Origin of the sequence: Vibrio sp. A8-1, assembly GCF_013048685.1 — a bacterium.
Taxonomy (GTDB): domain Bacteria; phylum Pseudomonadota; class Gammaproteobacteria; order Enterobacterales; family Vibrionaceae; genus Vibrio; species Vibrio metschnikovii.
The window spans coordinates 117,042-133,449 of record NZ_VHTC01000004.1 but is presented as its reverse complement, the minus strand read 5'-3'; the positions used below and the strand labels follow the sequence as shown (position 1 = coordinate 133,449).

Genomic DNA, 16,408 nt, shown 5'->3' with positions numbered 1-16,408 from the left:
AAAAGTAGGTTTTGACTATTGTTGGTATCGTCAAAACCGATATACCTGACCACTTGAGGCGATACGTCCAAGTCGTGAGGTATGGCTTAATCACGCTGGCTAGCATGATTAAGCGAGGAGGGTATTGTCTACGACAATTTGACACACATCAACTATTGATAGCGCAATCGATTAAATATTAACGCTATCTCGTAAATAGGTTTTTACGGTCGTGATGTAGGATGAGGGGTCAAAGCTGGTAAATTCAATGTTGGTTAGAAACTGTTGTGCATAATCGAGATACACGTGTTGTTCTAAAAAGAGCAGATAGAGTTTAGGGTCAATATGCCCGCTGGTGGCCATCGTCGTCATGATTTGCATGGCTTCTTCCAGACTCTTGCCTTTTTTATAGGGACGATCGCTAGAGGTCAGCGCTTCAAACACATCAGCAATCGCCATGATCCGCGCAGGAATCGACAGTTGCTGTTCGTTTAATCCTCGTGGATAGCCTTTACCGTCCATACGTTCATGGTGACCACCTGCAATGTCAGGCACTTGCTTGAGGTGCTCAGGATAGGGAAGCCGTTTTAGCATCACGATGGTTTGTACAATGTGATCGTTAATCATAAACCGCTCTTCTTCGGTTAAGGTGCCGCGGCGCACTCTGAGGTTATACAGCTCACCTCGGTTATAGCGCAGCGGTTTGGGCTTAAGCACAAAGCCTTCTTGTTCTATTGTGGCTAGCGGATCGCTATCCCACGGAATCTGGTGAACGATTTTATCGGCGAGCACGTTTTCCATCACCGGTAAATTGGGCTTGTTGGTGTGGCGCTGTGCTTCTAACCAAGAAATACCAATCTGATCGTCTAAGGTACGCTTCCATTGCCGTTGAGCAATCTGTTCAAGACGGGCGATATCTTGATCCGTCATTGATTCACTGCCGATGTTGCACTGTGCGACAAAGGCAAAATCATCATCAAGGGCTTGCTGTTGCTCAGAGAGCGTTTTTTTAAGTAAATCAGGGTCGCCTCCGGTAGCGAGCCCTTGCCAGTAATCGGCTTCAGCCTGAACTTTAAGCAGTTCAAAGCGCATGCGTACTTCATGAATTCGATCATAAATGGTTTCCAGTTTGGTGGCTTTATCGACCACGAATTCTGGAGTGGTGACTTTACCGCAATCGTGCATCCAAGCGGCGAGCATTAATTCTTCCCACTGCTCGGCTGATAAGGTGAAATCAGGGAAATAGCGCTTATCTTTAGTGGCAGCTTTGGCGAGCATTTTGGTTAATTCAGGCACTCGTTGGCAGTGACCGCCGGTATAGGGCGATTTAGTATCAATCGCCGAAGCGATCAAAGTGATAAACGCATTAAGCATCTGCTTTTGTTGCTGCATTTTATCAATATTATCTTTGGCAATTTCAGCAAAACTGAGCACTTCACGCAGGAAGGCATGTTTATCCGCTTGAGCTTTAGTGATGGCGCGTTCGTAACCTAAATTCAACACACCAATCAATTGGCGTGATTTATTGAGCAGCGGGAAGAGATAAATGTCGCTGTTATAGAGCTGCTCTTTCAGTGGGAACAACACATTGTCGTTGCGATTCAAATGTACCGTTTGTCCTTGGCGAAGTTCAGCCAATAACCAAGGTGTATTTTGTACCAGTGAATTAATATCAATTTTAAACGGAATGATCGCATGATTGGCCGCCGTGGTGAAATGCTGCTGCTCGTGGTTGTAGGTATAGAGCAAAATCGTTTCAGCTTTGGTGATCAAATAGCTTTGATGAGTAATCGTTTTTGCAAATACCTCAAAGTCTTGGTTAGAGGCGGTATCACGCAGCAAGCGCAGTAAATCATGTAAGGTATGTTCCATTAATTCGATGGATTTCGTTAAATCCGCTACTTCTTTAATGATGCTTTTCGGATAGCGAGTTTTTTGGAAATCAAAGCGAGAGATATTATCGGTTTGGACAACTAAGTTACTGAGGGGACGAGCAAGACGCTGAGCAACAAACCAAACGATAATGAAACCTAAGCCGAGCATCATAAAAGCGGCCCCAATTTGTCGATTACGCATACTGAGCAATGCGGCAAGAAGTTCCTTTTGGGGGGTTGCTTGAGCTAACGATAATTGAACGTGTGGACTTAATGCAATAGGGATTAAGGTAACCGACCAGGTTTGCCCATTAAAAGCCACATCGCTAAATATCGCTTGTTGGGTAACACGTTGTGCTACACCGGCAAAGACACTGGTGGATAATTTTTGATGGGTGATCAACGCATCATCGGTTAATGATAATGGACTATTATGTTCGGCTAAAAGACGAAACTGTTGATCAAATAAGGCTAATTGAGTGTTAGCCGAGTAAGCAATCGTCGCCAATTGTTGAGATAAGCTATCAAGAGTGAAGTCTGCGCCGACTACAGTGCTGTTATCCCTTGAACGACGTGAAAGAGTCACTCCAAAAGTTTGTAGAAAGTGGAAAAAATAGGGGTCCGTTAAACGAATCTGACCATCCTCATGGGCATTTTGATACCAAGGACGCTCACGCGGATCAAAGATATTGTTACCATGTTCACGGCGATCAATGGTCTGAAAATCGTTATCTAAGAAAATAACCGTATCTTGCCCATTGGTTCTAGTTTGATTAATGAATAGCGTAGCCTGATCAGGTGCTTGAAAGCGTAATCGAGTTTGTGGGTTGAAGAGTGGACGAATCATGGTGAAATCACCCTTGTGATTACCAAAATAGAGGGCGACAAGATTATCGTTGCGTTCAAACACTAAACGTAGTGAAGCTAAAAAATGAGAATTTTCTGTTGGTAGTTGCTCCATTTCAATAAAATGACTTAATGCCATAAAGTCGAGAGTGGTTAAAATAGGGGTAATACTTTGTTGAAAGGCAACTTCAACCTTTTTGCTATTTTCATGGCTGATATTATCCGCGATATTACCCATCAGTTGACGTGAATGGTAATAACTGATGGAAATAAGAGTGATACCAATCAAGCTCACTAACACCATAAATAGTGTGCTGATTTGTATGCTGAGAGAGAAATAACGCTTCACCATGACGATGCCCTAAGCTATGCAATGGAGTAAGTATTGTTCACGTCGATTGACTTGCCAAGGTAGCTGATCGATTGTGTGAATCTAACCTGACTTTATTGAGTAGGAATTGGATAGATTAATAGATTCGTAGCGAACTTGTATTGCAGCTGATTGGTAAGCCGATGGCATGACTGGTAAACTGTAAGCTCACTAAATAAAGGGAGTTGATTATGAAACTTACGGTCGATACTCATACCCATACCTACGCCAGTGGTCACGCTTATAGTACCTTGATTGAAAATGCCAAAGCGGCTCAGGAGAAAGGGCTGCAGATGTTTTGCACCACCGACCACGCCCATTCGATGCCGGGCGCTCCCCATTACTGGTTTTTTTCCAACCAACGTATTTTGCCGCGATTTCTACATGATGTGGCGATATTACGTGGCGTTGAGGCGAATATACTTAATCTTCAAGGAGAGATCGATCTCCATTCTTCTGTTGATCAAAATCTCGATTGGGTGATCGCCAGCTTTCATGAGCCCGTATTTAAACCCAGAGATAAAGCAACCCATACCCAAGCGTTAATCAATACCATCAAAAGCGGTCGAGTGGATGCGCTTGGTCATTTAGGGAATCCGAATTTTGATTTTGATTTCGCTGCGGTTGTCGCTTGTGCTGCTGAACATCATGTGGCGATAGAAATTAATAACAGTACCCTAAAAGGCCATAGTCGAGTGGGCAGTGTTGATCGTTGCTATCAGATAGCCGAAGAGGCCAAAAAGCACGGAGCATGGTTAACTACGGGCAGTGACGCCCATTTTTGTCATGATGTTGGTAACCTGACATTAGCCAGTGAGTTGTTAGACAGCTTAGCGATGGATAGCGCTAAAGTGATTACTCACACTCCTGTACAGTTTTTAGATTTTTTAGCATTAAGAGGAAGAGCCAGAATTAGCGAATATCAGGATTACTATCGTTAATGATGTGTTGGGATAAGTTGTATGGAGTCATGAGTGGTTTTCGACTTTTGGTGACGTCACTTTTTTCAATCATTGACTATAATGGTGCAGTAGAAGTCTTAGATAGCAAATAACTAATACGATAATAACAAGGAAGCCAGTGATGCAAAAAAGGATCATTAAATCGAGTGTGTGGTTAACAATCGGATTACTGTTGAGTAGTCAAGTATGGGCAGCGGATGTCGATTTGCGCCAAGTGATGCGTCAAATGAGGGCTGAATTTTCTCAGGCGGCGAGCGCGCAAACCGTGCAAGAAATGCAAGTCCCTGTCACTAAGTTAACGGAGTTAGTAAATAAAGCCCAACAAGGTCAATATCCTCCTCGTCGACATGATGTTTATCAAGAAGGATTCACTAAGCTAATGGCGGTGTTGGATCAGTTGAGTGATGAACTCGACAGCGGTCAGTTAGCTCAAGCTAAGCTCACCTTGAGAGAGGTTGATCAATTACGTATGGAATACCATCGAAGACGCTAACGCTTTACCTTTTGTTGTCATCAAGCCCAAGCTCATCGCTTGGGCTTGATTTATTCGGGCGTCGGCATGGTTAATTTGGGTTTTAAATGGGCTAAGACAAAGTCGATGAAAACTCTTAAGCGCGCTGGCATGTACTTAGTCTGAGCATATTGCATGGCAATCGCTCCGTGGTAGTTACTTTTTATCGTCCAGTTTTGCAGCAGTTGCACCACTTTTCCCTCGGCGATGGCATCTTGAACTACAAAATCGTGAAAGATACCAATCCCTAAGCCACTTTTTACCGCATTTAAGCGGATTTGGGATTGATTGACTGCGTATCGACCGGTGACAGCAACGGTATGAAATTCATCCTCTTTAAGAAAATCCCAAATATGATCGCGTTCGGTTTCAGCTAAATAGAGACAGTCGTGCTCGATGAGTTCAGTGGGATGAGCGGGTACTCCACGTTGCTGAAGATAATCTGGGCTAGCGCATAGCACCAAATTTGTTTTACAGAGTTCACGCATCACTAAATTTTCATCGGGTTTATCGGTCAGCTTAAAGGCGACGTCAATATTATGTCGAAATAAATCGATTTCACCATCGGCGGCGCGTAGTTTTAATTGGATATAAGGATATTGCTTAAGAAAAGGCAGTACAAAAGGCTGCAGCACCGAATGCAGAAAAGCTTCAGGGGCGGCGACGGTCAGTGAACCGGATGGCTCACTATGATCAGCATCAGATAAGTCAACGGCTTGTTGAGCCGCGTTAATCATCACTAAGCATTGGTCGTAAACCCGTTGCCCGGCTTGAGTGATCATTAATTTTCGCGTGGTACGCTCAAACAGTTTGACATTGAGAGCCAGCTCTAAGCGAGTGATCAGTTTACTGAGCGCTGAGGGAGTGACCCCAAGCTTATGAGCAGCAGCAGTAAAACTGCCTTCGTTGACGACCAGTATAAACGTCGCAAGATCAGGAAGTAGACTGATAAGTTTGGTGTTAAGCATAGTGCCTGTGCTTATCTAATTAAGTGTTAATAATATTAACCTCAACTCCCAACTTAGGAAGGAGGATTGGTTTTGCTTACCGCTTTTAACAACAGTACTTTTAACAATAGTGATCGGTTCATTTTTTCTCGTGGCGACACAGAGACGAAATCATCGGCAATATGGTTGTTTACTTTACAGAGTGCAATGCGGTTATTTTGAAAAAGCGCATCATTTTGGCAGATTAATAACCAAATCGTCGCTATGTATCATTATTAATATTTACTTTTGTGACTTGTGCCAGAGATTTTGTAGGGAGAATGCAGTGTGGGATATATGCCATTGATTAATTAGTCATTATTTATATGAAAGGTGATGTAATCCCCTTCCTCAATCACCCGCTAATCATTAAAAAAGGGAGCGAATAGGAACGGGTTCCGTATATTCAATCGATGGACTATCGTTGAGTAATTCGACAATCGATGATTCACCTTCGATGACGAGCACCTGTTGGTCATCGAAGCTATCAATTAAGGTCAGTTCCAAACTTTTTAGTAATTCGAGCGCCACGGCTTTTTTATCAGTATGGTATTTGACATAAAAACGTGACGTAGATTGATTTTGTTCGATGGTGCTATCCTCCGCAAGAAAATTGGTCTGAGTGGCAGTGGGGAGTGGTGATAAGCTGGTTATTATCAATAGTAAGGATGCTAACATAATGGCCTCTCTTCCTTAATCAATATCCTCTGCCTCTTTAAAGCTGCAGCGGTGTTGGTTTCTCTTTGTTCACCCTGCCTGCGACTTTTAGAGGTTTGGATAGGGTGTCGTCTTATCATCGTTTATGTTTTGAAAATAACGATCCCCAAGACAACATGGACAGTAAATCAAGGGGATCGCGCCGTTTGACGACCTGACATTTTAAGCCTAACGAGAGGAATTAACCTCGCGGACCATTACACCCCGCATCCAAATAGTTTTTCGCTGCGAGTGCATTCACTAACCCGTAGCCAGTGCGATTATCTCGACCCGGGACATCCAAATCCAGAGCGGTTTGAGTTAATGCTTGGCGGATTTGTTTTGCAGAGCACTGTCGATGATAACTCCACACTAAGCCTGCAACGCCTGAAACGTGCGGTGTTGCCATCGAAGTTCCATTATAGTACTGATAATCTTCACCGGTACGAGTGGATACGGTAATGTCTTGCCCGACTAAAGCCGCCAATTCTTGCCCTACGTTACGATTAACACTGACAGACAATAACGGATGAGTGTCGTATTGATCGAGAACAAACGGGTTTTGGAGGCCAGGACGTTGCTGATTACTGTAGACAATCGCGGCTAACGCGCCAGCATTGTTACAGGCTGCAACAGCATTAATTTCTGGACGAACGGATGGCGTTTCATTAGCGATTCGTTCAGTGAGACAAATTTTGCCACGCATATCGCCACATTGATAGCGACCAGAGCTCGTATCACATAACGCTAAAGGTGCGGTGTATTGCCCCGCAATCGGTGCCGATTCAAAACCAAAGCCATTATTATTTAAGCGATTATGTGGCACGACGCCACGGCGAAAATAATCACGATCTTCAGTGATTATTGTTGATAAAACCCCTTCACCTACACTGACGGTAGAGAGTACGGCAACTCCAGGCGCAGCGATTTCTACTTGGTTAGTGGCTTGAGAGAACGAAGCATGATCGTAATTGCTGTCGACGGCAGCGACAGACATCACTGAATCATAAGAGGCAGGATAACTGTGTGCGGTATTACCGGAGTTACCCGCAGCGGCAATCATTAATACTCCTTGTTCATACAATGCATTCATTGCATTTTGTTCGGTGCGGCTTGATTGACTACCCCCTAAGCTCATGTTGACAATTTTTGCCCCATTATCCGCACAGGTTTGAATCGCTCGCACGAGCGTCGATGAATAGCCCCAACCGGATTCATTGAATACTTTGACAATATGTAGGTTAACATTTTGATTTGGTAGTAAGCCTTTTACACCTTCGTTGTTGGCGATGGCGGCAATCGTACCCGCGACATGGGTGCCATGGGCATTGCTGCTACCCGGAATGTACCATTGCCCAGTTCCACGATCGTTCGTCCCTGTGACTCGGTTACCGCTCAAATCGTTATGGGCGAGGTCGTAACCAGAATCAATGATACAGATGGTTTGATTGCCAGCTTGACTATCCTCTAACTGATCGGCTTTAACGGCAAAGTAACCCCAAGGTGTGGTTTCGCTCATTAAAAAACGCGGTGGGTCGATTTCTACATACTCGACATCTGGGCGTGAACGGAGGGCTTCAACGCGCTCTTCTGCAAGTTTCGCGCTGTATAAAGCATCATGACCAATAGGTTCAATATCACTGGCTTGTACCTGTGATAATAGAGCTTGCTGACCAATTCTCGGCCCCCAGAATGGGTTATTGGCCATCGAGAATGGCTGTTCATCTTGCTTAAATTTGACAATGTAACGAGTAGGAATATTCGCTTCATCAAATGCCAGCGTTGGGTGAGCTATCGCGGAAGTCGCACTGCCGGCGACAATCGCTATTGTACCTAGTTTAACGTAACGTTTTAATTGGTTTTTTTTTATCATTTGCCCTGTCCTTTTTGAGCGATATTTTTGCAGGTTGATCATCCTATATTACCCAGTTGACTTGCAGCTACTGCGCTATTTGGTTCACTCACTCCAATCGTGTTGTTACTGATACTCATGGAGAATCATGGATTTGTCAGCAACGTCAAGTCGGTTGGTCAGATCGTATAATCAACCGCGAACATTTCATATTTTAATCATGTCACTGCGCGAGATTTCATAATCAAGACTAATGACTTGATCACGTATAGCGCAAAGTAATTAAACAGAAAAGAAAACAATTATAATTAGTATTTTTATTGAAATAAGATCACAAAATAAACGAATTAAGTTAATAGGTTCTGATTAACTAACTGATATTTATGTGGTTATTTTGTTTTTTCTTATCAGGATGATATCGGTATGAAAATAAATGACGATAGGAGAATCGCGAATTTGACCTTAGTGCCACAATTTTTATCAGTCACTACTTATTGTCATATAACTCAGGGTAATATGTTTTGATTCACTAATCAGATAATGATGTACCAATTATCTACCGTATACATATGGGGTATAAATATGAATATATTAACGTTTCTTTTAAGTGTAACTTTACCTATTGGTACATCGGTTACTCCTACTCCCACTTTTTCTATTCCTGAAACTGTGCAGGCAAACTACTCAGTGGCTCCTACAGGTAGACAAACTTATACCTATGTGCGTTGCTGGTATCGCACGAGTCATAGTCGTAATGATCCTGCAACCGATTGGCAGTGGGCGACAAATAATGACGGCAGTTATTTTACTTTGGAAGGTTACTGGTGGAGCTCGGTCGGGTTAAAAAATATGTTTTATACTCAGACCTCACAAAATACCATTCGTCAGCGCTGCGAACACACTTTAAGCATTAACCATGATAATGCGGATATTACCTTTTATGCGGCGGATAATCGTTTATCTTTAAACCATACGATTTGGTCGAATGATCCTGTGATGCAAGCCAATCAGATTAACAAGATCGTCGCCTTCGGTGATAGTTTATCGGATACGGGCAATATTTTTAATGCCGCTCAGTGGCGTTTTCCTAATCCAAACAGTTGGTTTTTAGGGCATTTTTCTAATGGGTTGGTTTGGGCAGAATACCTTGCTCAGTCTAAAAATATGCCGATCTATAACTGGGCGGTTGGTGGCGCTGCCGGAGCGAATCAATATGTGGTGTTAACAGGTATCACAGGTCAAGTGAACTCTTATTTACAGTACATGGGTAAAGCACAAAATTATCGTCCAGAAAATACCTTATATACTTTGGTCTTTGGTTTGAATGATTTTATGAATTATAACCGAGACGTTGCTGAGGTTGCGGCTGATTTTACTACGGCATTACAACGTTTAACTCAAGCTGGTGCGAAAAATATTTTAATGATGACGCTACCGGATGTGACTAAAGCACCGCAGTTTACCTATTCGACACCGGCGGAAATTGATTTAATTCGCGGTAAAATTACCGCATTGAATACCATTTTAAAGCAGCTAACCGCGCAATATATCGTACAAGGTTACGCGATTCATCTGTTTGATACTCATGCATTATTTGATTCAATGGTCGCTGAACCGGAAAAGCATGGTTTTACCAATGCCAGTGAACCTTGCTTGAATCTCACCCGTTCTTCTGCGGCGGATTATTTATATCGTCACCCGATCACCAATACCTGTGCTCGTGATGGTGCAGATAAATTTGTATTTTGGGATGTCACCCATCCAACCACGGCGACTCATCGCTATATTTCACAAACGTTATTAGCCCCTGGTAATGGACTGCAATATTTTAACTTTTAACCTCTTGCGTGTTTTTTAGTCATCGAATCAGCCTGAAGATGCTTTGTGTCTTCAGGCTTTTTTATACTGATGTCGTTCGTCGAGCGGTATCGCTTGCTCTTATGCGATGGTTGAGTACATTGGTCGCTAGTTATTAGTCAATGAGGCTGATTTGTGAATTAAGTTCACGAATGCTTTTCCGCAAAGCGAGATAATCCCATTCATAGGCTTCTATTACACTAACTATCTAATCTGCTGGAGATAACGGCAACCAATAAGGAAAATGCAATGTCTTGTGATTTTTATCAACAAATACGCCAACAGCTTGATGATGTTAAAACGGAAGGTCTCTATAAGTCTGAACGCGTGATCACCTCACAGCAACAAGCGGCGGTTTCTATCTCAACCGGTCAAGAAGTACTTAACTTTTGTGCCAATAACTATCTTGGTTTGGCGAACCATCCGGCTTTGATTGAAGCGGGTCAACAAGGCATGGCGACGCATGGTTTTGGGATGGCTTCGGTGCGTTTTATCTGTGGTACGCAAGATATCCATAAACAGCTTGAAGAGAAGCTTTCCGTCTTCCTTGGCAAAGAAGATACCATTCTTTATACCTCGTGCTTTGATGCGAATACCGGGTTATTTGAAACTTTGCTTGATAAAGAAGATGCCATCATCTCTGACGCGCTTAATCACGCTTCAATCATTGATGGTGTTCGTTTATGTAAAGCGATGCGTTTTCGTTATAGCAATAACAACATGCAAGAGTTAGAACAGCAGCTGATTGCCGCTGACCAAGCGGGCGCGCGCCATAAACTGATTGTCACGGATGGTGTTTTCTCTATGGACGGCGTAGTGGCGAACTTGCCAGCGATTTGTGATTTAGCGGACAAGTATCATGCTTTGGTGATGGTTGATGATTCCCATGCGGTGGGCTTTATGGGTGCAAATGGCCGTGGTACTCATGAATATCATAACGTTATCGACAGAATTGATATTATTACCGGAACGCTAGGCAAAGCCATGGGCGGCGCTTCTGGTGGTTATACTTCCGGTAAGAAAGAAGTGATTGATTGGCTACGCCAGCGTTCACGTCCTTATCTGTTCTCAAACTCCGTCGCACCAGCGATTGTTGCCGCTTCTCTGCGTGTCTTGGATCTGTTAGCTGAAAGTGGTGAATTACGCGATAAACTGTGGAGCAACGTAGCGCATTTTCGTACTCGTATGGAAGCGGCAGGTTTTACCATGGGCGGCGCTGATCATGCGATCATTCCGATTATGCTTGGTGATGCGAAAGTGGCCGCTGAGTTTGCTGAGCGTGCATTAGTGAAAGGCATTTACGTGGTTGGTTTTTCATTCCCGGTGGTACCAAAAGGTCAGGCACGGATCCGCACGCAAATGTCAGCGGCTCACAGTCGCGAGCAGCTCGACAGAGCGATTGATGTCTTTATTCAAGTCGGCCAAGAGATGGGGCTTATCAAATGAAAATAAAAGCATTAGCCAAGCTAAAAGCAGAACAAGGCATCTGGATGACCGAAGTCGATATGCCAGAGCTGGGTCATAATGACTTACTGATTAAAATCAAAAAGACCGCTATTTGCGGTACCGATGTGCATATTTACAACTGGGATGAATGGTCACAAAAAACCATCCCTGTGCCGATGGTGGTGGGCCATGAATACGTCGGTGAAGTAGTTGGCATTGGTCAAGAAGTTCGCGGTTTTGAGATAGGAGATCGCGTTTCCGGTGAAGGTCATATTACTTGTGGTCACTGCCGTAATTGCCGCGGCGGTCGTACTCACCTTTGCCGCAACACCATTGGCGTGGGGGTGAACCGCACCGGTTCATTCTCAGAGTATTTAGTGATCCCAGCGTTTAACGCGTTTAAGATCCCCGATGGTATTTCTGATGATCTCGCGTCTATCTTTGACCCGTTTGGTAATGCGGTTCACACCGCTTTATCGTTTGATTTAGTGGGCGAAGATGTGCTGATCACTGGAGCAGGTCCAATCGGGATTATGGCGGCGGCGGTGGCGAAACATGTTGGTGCGCGCCATGTGGTGATCACTGATGTTAACGAATACCGCCTAGATTTAGCGCGCAAAATGGGTGTAACGCGAGCGGTTAACGTGGCGGAGCAAAAGCTTGAAGATGTGATGAATGAACTGGGCATGACAGAAGGCTTTGATGTCGGCCTTGAAATGTCTGGAGTGCCAAGTGCGTTTAGCTCAATGCTGCAAACCATGAATCATGGCGGACGCGTCGCTCTGCTGGGCATTCCACCTTCATCGATGGCGATTGACTGGAATCAAGTGATTTTTAAAGGCTTAGTCATCAAAGGCATTTACGGTCGTGAAATGTTCGAAACTTGGTACAAGATGGCCAGCCTCATTCAATCTGGCTTAGATTTAACCCCAATCATCACCCACCACTTCAAGGTCGATGATTTCCAACAGGGTTTCGACGCTATGCGCAGCGGCGCATCCGGCAAAGTGATTCTTGATTGGCAAGCGTAAATTTTCTTGGGTAATTCTATCCGTATCAACCAAAAAGGAGCTGATTAAGCTCCTTTTTTATGTCGTCATTGAGGCATATCTTTCTATCTACAGTTAGCAAGTACGGTCTCGATATGACCTTGCAGTCGAAATAGCGCCATTTTAGGTGCAATCTGCGTTGCAAAATGAAACTGTTGCATATCGCCTGGTTGATTATTACACTGCTTTGCTTTTTATTAAAGCCGTAGCTTATGTCTTTAATGGTTGTTGCTCAGTTAAAAGACATAAGCCGCTTTGGTTTGTTATTAGCAGTGACGAATGAATTAACAAGCGATCTGATTATCCAGCACTTCGAACTGACTTTTATCCCATTCGGTGAGATTATCGGTGACTTTGCCAATCAATGGCAGTAAACGCCCGGCGTCTCTTTCTTTAAAAGGGTGATTGGTGATCACCGCAAACCCTGCGATGCAGCATTTGCCCCCTTTGGCTTGAATGAATTGAGCAAGTGTTCGCACGGCTTCTTCGCTGTAAGATTCAATTTTATAGAGATGGCCCATAATGCTTTCCTCTAAACGTGGTATTCAGCATGATGACGAGTGAGCGCTGAGTTATTTTTATTAAGCATATTTGGTGCCAGTTTATATTGATTGGATAGGATTGATGTCAGGCCTATCTGATCGTTAGCTAAGAAGATTCAATAATCGCGGTTTCATCAATGTCGTATTTGCGGATCTTACGCCATAAGGTTGTCCGGCCAACGCCCAATGCTTTAGCGGTTTGTTGCAAATGACCCTGATGATGTTTTAACGCATGAATAATGGCATTTTTTTCCATTAATTCGAGGCTTTGAATGGGTTGCGCTTGGTCGGTGCGTTGACGAATTCTATCGGGTAGATCGCCAAGGCGGATAACACGATGAGCCGAACTGAGCAGAACTTTGTCCATCACACTCAATAGCTCACTGCGATTACCGGGCCAGCTATAATCCAAGAGCCTTTGCAAAGCGTCAGCGGCAAGCGTGTAGTTGGCTCGGTCGACAATATGCGAGATAAGGCTACGAGTATAATCGAGCGCTTCACGCTGCGGAGGAATACACACCTCAATCCCTTGCATGGCGTAACACAATTGACGGCTAAACAATCCTGATTCGACTAACTTGTCTAAATCAGCACTGCTGGTGCTGATCACCCGCACATTAACGGGAATCACTTGCTGACTATGTAAACGAGTGAGAAACCCGGTTTTTAAAATCGCTAATAAGCTCGCTTGTAAGGTAGGCGGTAGATACTCGACATGTTCTACAATCAGTGTGCCATTGTAGGCCAATTCAAATTTCGATGGCTGACTTTGTTGATCATCACCCAATAGCGCTTGCGCCAATTGTTCGGGTTGTAAGGCCGCACAATCAATAATCATCAGTGGTGCGAGACGTTGTTGGCTTTTATGGTGAATGGCTAACGCGAGCGAGAGTTTACCGACGCCATCTTCGCCTTGCAGTAGTACTGGCACTGAGACTTTTGCCGCTTTTTCAATCCGCTGCTGACATGGGTGGCCTTCTAATAACCACAGGTTTTCGCCCGGTTGCCAATAGTCTCCGCCAATAAAGTGACGTTCATGAGACTGGGTTAGTGGTTCGCTAGGATGAAACAGCGCCATCACTTCACCGCTACTGAGTGGTTTAAGTGAGAGGATCACTTTCAGCAATTGATGCTGACAATCGACCATGACTTCGACTTTTTCCAGTTTGGTTCTCTCTGCTAAGGCTTGCTCAACCACGGGCGGAAAATGAAATAACGCTTCAATGTGTAGGCCAATATGACTTTCATCTAAGCCCAACCACTGCCGAGCACAGTGATTAATGTATTGCACGTATCCTGACGCTTGCCAAGTGACCACGCCTTGCTCTATTCCTTCTAACAGTACATCACGCTGGGTCAGTAGCGTATTGGCTTGAGTGAGGCGCTGCTCTGAGCTGAGTAGCGTTTCAATTTCCCGAGCGGCACTTTCGATTAATGCATCGATCATCATGGTGTGTTGTTGGGTTTCCCCAATTAACGTCAAGCTTGCCAGTAACTCGCCCATGGGATCGAAAATAGGCACCGCCGAGAAAAACCAAGGATGCAGCGCTTTACTCAAATGTTCGGCTCCGCTTGATAACTGCGCTTGATGAGTGACTAAACAGCGCTCGATGGCATGATTGCCGATCCGTTTATCTGTCCAATCTGCTCCGACGCATAAACCTAGGCTTGATAGCGCTTGGCTAATTGTTGCCGCCCCTTGCAGGTGTAAGGTGATCCCTTGTGCATTGGTTATGCAAAATAACCAGGCGGGTGCGCGTAGCTTTTCGGTAATCGCATCTAAGACTCGTTGAGTAAAACAGAGTAGATTTTGTTGTGACTGCAGAGTCTCATTCAGTGTTGAGCCTCTTAAGTTTTTGGGTGGTTGCCAAGCTTTCGCTTGGCAAAATTGGCTAGCTTGCTGCCACTGTTGATAGAGTTCGGTTTGCTGGCCTTTCGTAGGTAACCAGCCAGTATCGACAAAAATTTTCCATTGTTTATAGGTATCGGTAACCATAAATACATCTGCGGGTAGGGAGGCTGGGGATATCGTAACAAGAAGCTCACCAAAAAACGAATCCCCCAAACAAGATGGGGGATAAAGAGTACCGTTAGGCGGTGGTTAAGGCATGGGTGGTGAGTATCGCCGCATAGACTTGGTCTGCACTCACTGGGAATGGCATGTTATGAATGGTTTCGCCTTCGGCGCAGGCCATTTCTGACACCGCCATGATTTGTGGTAGGTCGATGGTGGTCACGCCCATTTCATGCAAGTTGGTCGGTAAACCCACTTGACGGCAGAAAGCCAACACTTCGGCAAACTCTTCTTTAGGTGCATTCTCTAATACCAATTGAACTAAGGTACTAAACGCGACTTTTTCACCATGATAGAGGTGATGACACTCTTCCAGTACGGTTAAACCGTTATGAATCGCGTGTGCGGCCGCCAGCCCGCAACTCTCAAAGCCGATGCCACTTAAATAGGTATTGGCTTCAATGATGTTTTCCATCGCTGGAGTAACCAGACCTTGTTTCCCCGCCATCATCGCGCTGTAACCATCTTCTAATAGCGTTTGATAACAGGTTTGAGCAATCGCAAAAGCGGCTTTAGTGGCGAGGCCTCCTGCCATGGTCGCCTTACCAGAAGCAATCGCTGCCCGCGCTTCAAAGTAAGTGGCGAGCGCGTCGCCCATTCCTGCAACCAATAAACGTACCGGAGCTTTGGCAATAATTTCACTATCGACTAACACCATATTCGGATTAGCGGGGAAAAATAGGTATTCGCTGAATTCGCCTTGTTCGGTGTAGATCACCGCCAGTGAGCTAGTCGGTGCGTCGGTAGAGGCAAGGGTCGGGATGATCACCACAGGTAAACCTAAGTAGTAAGCGACACTTTTCGCGGTATCGAGGGTTTTACCGCCGCCGATACCCATAATCACTTGCGCCTGATCCTCTTTGGCGATCTGAACTAAGCGTTCAATTTCATTGCGGCTACATTGACCATGAAAAGGCGATAGGGTGAGATGCATGTCGAGGCCAGCAAACTGAGTGGCTAGGCTATCTTCAACCAGCGGTAGAACCATCGGGTCGGTGATCGCGAAAGCCCGTTGACCAAAGCCCGTAACATGACGAGCTACTTGATGAATAGCGCCTTTGCCTTGAATGTATTTGCTGGGTGAGATTAAGATTTTTTCCACGTTATTGATCCTTATTATTTGCATGAACCATTTTTATAATGAGCCTGACGGTGAGAAGAGATGCCGTGCTCGGTTGGCTCTAGTAGTAAGAGCTTTGACTTGACTTAGCAATCAATTTTGTTAACCCGATGACGAATCGAATCCTTGTTTCACATTTCATTGCTTTTCGCCGCCTCTCGTTAAACAAGGAAAGACACAGTTCACAAATTTAACTCGATTGGTTCACTATGAAACGCTGGGGTAGCTCTGAGAGTTTCATAAT

General features: G+C 44.6%; 11 protein-coding genes and 1 pseudogene. 5 read left to right on the top strand and 7 right to left on the bottom strand.

Translation table 11 applies throughout. The features are described 5' to 3' along the window. Positions 1 to 171: 171 nt before the first annotated feature. On the bottom strand, positions 172 to 3,051 hold the full coding sequence (locus tag FKN93_RS03515) for an HD domain-containing phosphohydrolase (protein ID WP_170904489.1): 2,880 nt from the start codon (positions 3,049 to 3,051) through the stop codon (positions 172 to 174). A 209-nt stretch (positions 3,052 to 3,260) separates the two neighbouring features. Between FKN93_RS03515 and FKN93_RS03510 the strand changes: the two genes are divergently transcribed. Both FKN93_RS03510 and FKN93_RS03505 read left to right on the top strand, forming a co-directional pair. Continuing rightward, on the top strand, positions 3,261 to 4,010 hold the full coding sequence (locus FKN93_RS03510; RefSeq protein WP_170904488.1) for a phosphatase: 750 nt from the start codon (positions 3,261 to 3,263) through the stop codon (positions 4,008 to 4,010). A 142-nt stretch (positions 4,011 to 4,152) separates the two neighbouring features. Next, complete coding sequence (locus FKN93_RS03505; protein WP_203341993.1) at positions 4,153 to 4,524, top strand: cytochrome b562; 372 nt, start codon at positions 4,153 to 4,155, stop codon at positions 4,522 to 4,524. 50 nt (positions 4,525 to 4,574) lie between these two features. On the opposite strand, the gene FKN93_RS03500 is transcribed toward FKN93_RS03505, so the two are convergent. The 3 genes and pseudogenes from FKN93_RS03500 to FKN93_RS03490 form a co-directional block, all read right to left on the bottom strand. Further along, on the bottom strand, positions 4,575 to 5,510 hold the full coding sequence (locus FKN93_RS03500; protein ID WP_004396761.1) for a LysR family transcriptional regulator: 936 nt from the start codon (positions 5,508 to 5,510) through the stop codon (positions 4,575 to 4,577). Positions 5,511 to 5,897: 387 nt separating this feature from the next. After that, entirely contained in the window at positions 5,898 to 6,206 is a 309-nt protein-coding gene (locus FKN93_RS03495; RefSeq protein WP_154170773.1) for a hypothetical protein, read from the bottom strand. 223 nt (positions 6,207 to 6,429) lie between these two features. Beyond that, positions 6,430 to 8,097: pseudogene (locus FKN93_RS03490) on the bottom strand (S8 family serine peptidase); the annotation flags it as partial. 561 nt (positions 8,098 to 8,658) lie between these two features. On the opposite strand from FKN93_RS03490, the gene FKN93_RS03485 reads away from it, so the two are divergent. The 3 genes from FKN93_RS03485 (at position 8,659) to tdh (ending at position 12,410) form a co-directional block, all read left to right on the top strand. Continuing rightward, positions 8,659 to 9,915 carry an SGNH/GDSL hydrolase family protein gene (locus FKN93_RS03485; RefSeq protein ID WP_170904486.1) on the top strand — a complete coding sequence of 419 codons (1,257 nt, stop codon included), beginning with the start codon at positions 8,659 to 8,661 and terminating at the stop codon, positions 9,913 to 9,915. Between the two features lie 267 nt (positions 9,916 to 10,182). Next, positions 10,183 to 11,379, top strand: a complete 1,197-nt coding sequence (locus FKN93_RS03480) for a glycine C-acetyltransferase (RefSeq protein WP_170904485.1) — start codon at positions 10,183 to 10,185, stop codon at positions 11,377 to 11,379. Then, positions 11,376 to 12,410, top strand: a complete 1,035-nt coding sequence (gene tdh / locus FKN93_RS03475) for an L-threonine 3-dehydrogenase (RefSeq protein WP_170904484.1) — start codon at positions 11,376 to 11,378, stop codon at positions 12,408 to 12,410. Before FKN93_RS03480 ends, tdh begins: the two co-directional genes overlap by 4 nt. Before the next feature lie 302 nt (positions 12,411 to 12,712). On the opposite strand, the gene FKN93_RS03470 is transcribed toward tdh, so the two are convergent. The 3 genes from FKN93_RS03470 to FKN93_RS03460 all read right to left on the bottom strand — a co-directional run bounded on the left by FKN93_RS03470 (position 12,713) and on the right by FKN93_RS03460 (position 16,146). Then, positions 12,713 to 12,949, bottom strand: coding sequence for a hypothetical protein (locus tag FKN93_RS03470; RefSeq protein WP_004396755.1), 237 nt, complete (start codon positions 12,947 to 12,949; stop codon positions 12,713 to 12,715). Positions 12,950 to 13,076: 127 nt separating this feature from the next. Then, positions 13,077 to 14,966, bottom strand: coding sequence for a sigma 54-interacting transcriptional regulator (locus tag FKN93_RS03465; RefSeq protein WP_170904483.1), 1,890 nt, complete (start codon positions 14,964 to 14,966; stop codon positions 13,077 to 13,079). 94 nt (positions 14,967 to 15,060) lie between these two features. After that, the gene (locus FKN93_RS03460; protein WP_158137211.1) at positions 15,061 to 16,146 is read right to left on the bottom strand and encodes a glycerol dehydrogenase; all 1,086 of its coding nucleotides are present in this window, start codon (positions 16,144 to 16,146) and stop codon (positions 15,061 to 15,063) included. Positions 16,147 to 16,408 lie beyond the last annotated feature (262 nt).

What these genes read in the sequence shown, in the direction of transcription:
- tdh (WP_170904484.1), top strand. Translation starts at nt 11,376, where the DNA reads ATGAAAATAAAAGCATTAGCCAAGCTAAAAGCAGAACAAGGCATCTGG.
- FKN93_RS03485 (WP_170904486.1), top strand. Translation starts at nt 8,659, where the DNA reads ATGAATATATTAACGTTTCTTTTAAGTGTAACTTTACCTATTGGTACA.
- FKN93_RS03465 (WP_170904483.1), bottom strand. Translation starts at nt 14,966, where the DNA reads ATGGTTACCGATACCTATAAACAATGGAAAATTTTTGTCGATACTGGC.
- FKN93_RS03495 (WP_154170773.1), bottom strand. Translation starts at nt 6,206, where the DNA reads ATGTTAGCATCCTTACTATTGATAATAACCAGCTTATCACCACTCCCC.
- FKN93_RS03505 (WP_203341993.1), top strand. Translation starts at nt 4,153, where the DNA reads ATGCAAAAAAGGATCATTAAATCGAGTGTGTGGTTAACAATCGGATTA.
- FKN93_RS03470 (WP_004396755.1), bottom strand. Translation starts at nt 12,949, where the DNA reads ATGGGCCATCTCTATAAAATTGAATCTTACAGCGAAGAAGCCGTGCGA.
- FKN93_RS03500 (WP_004396761.1), bottom strand. Translation starts at nt 5,510, where the DNA reads ATGCTTAACACCAAACTTATCAGTCTACTTCCTGATCTTGCGACGTTT.
- FKN93_RS03510 (WP_170904488.1), top strand. Translation starts at nt 3,261, where the DNA reads ATGAAACTTACGGTCGATACTCATACCCATACCTACGCCAGTGGTCAC.
- FKN93_RS03480 (WP_170904485.1), top strand. Translation starts at nt 10,183, where the DNA reads ATGTCTTGTGATTTTTATCAACAAATACGCCAACAGCTTGATGATGTT.
- FKN93_RS03515 (WP_170904489.1), bottom strand. Translation starts at nt 3,051, where the DNA reads ATGGTGAAGCGTTATTTCTCTCTCAGCATACAAATCAGCACACTATTT.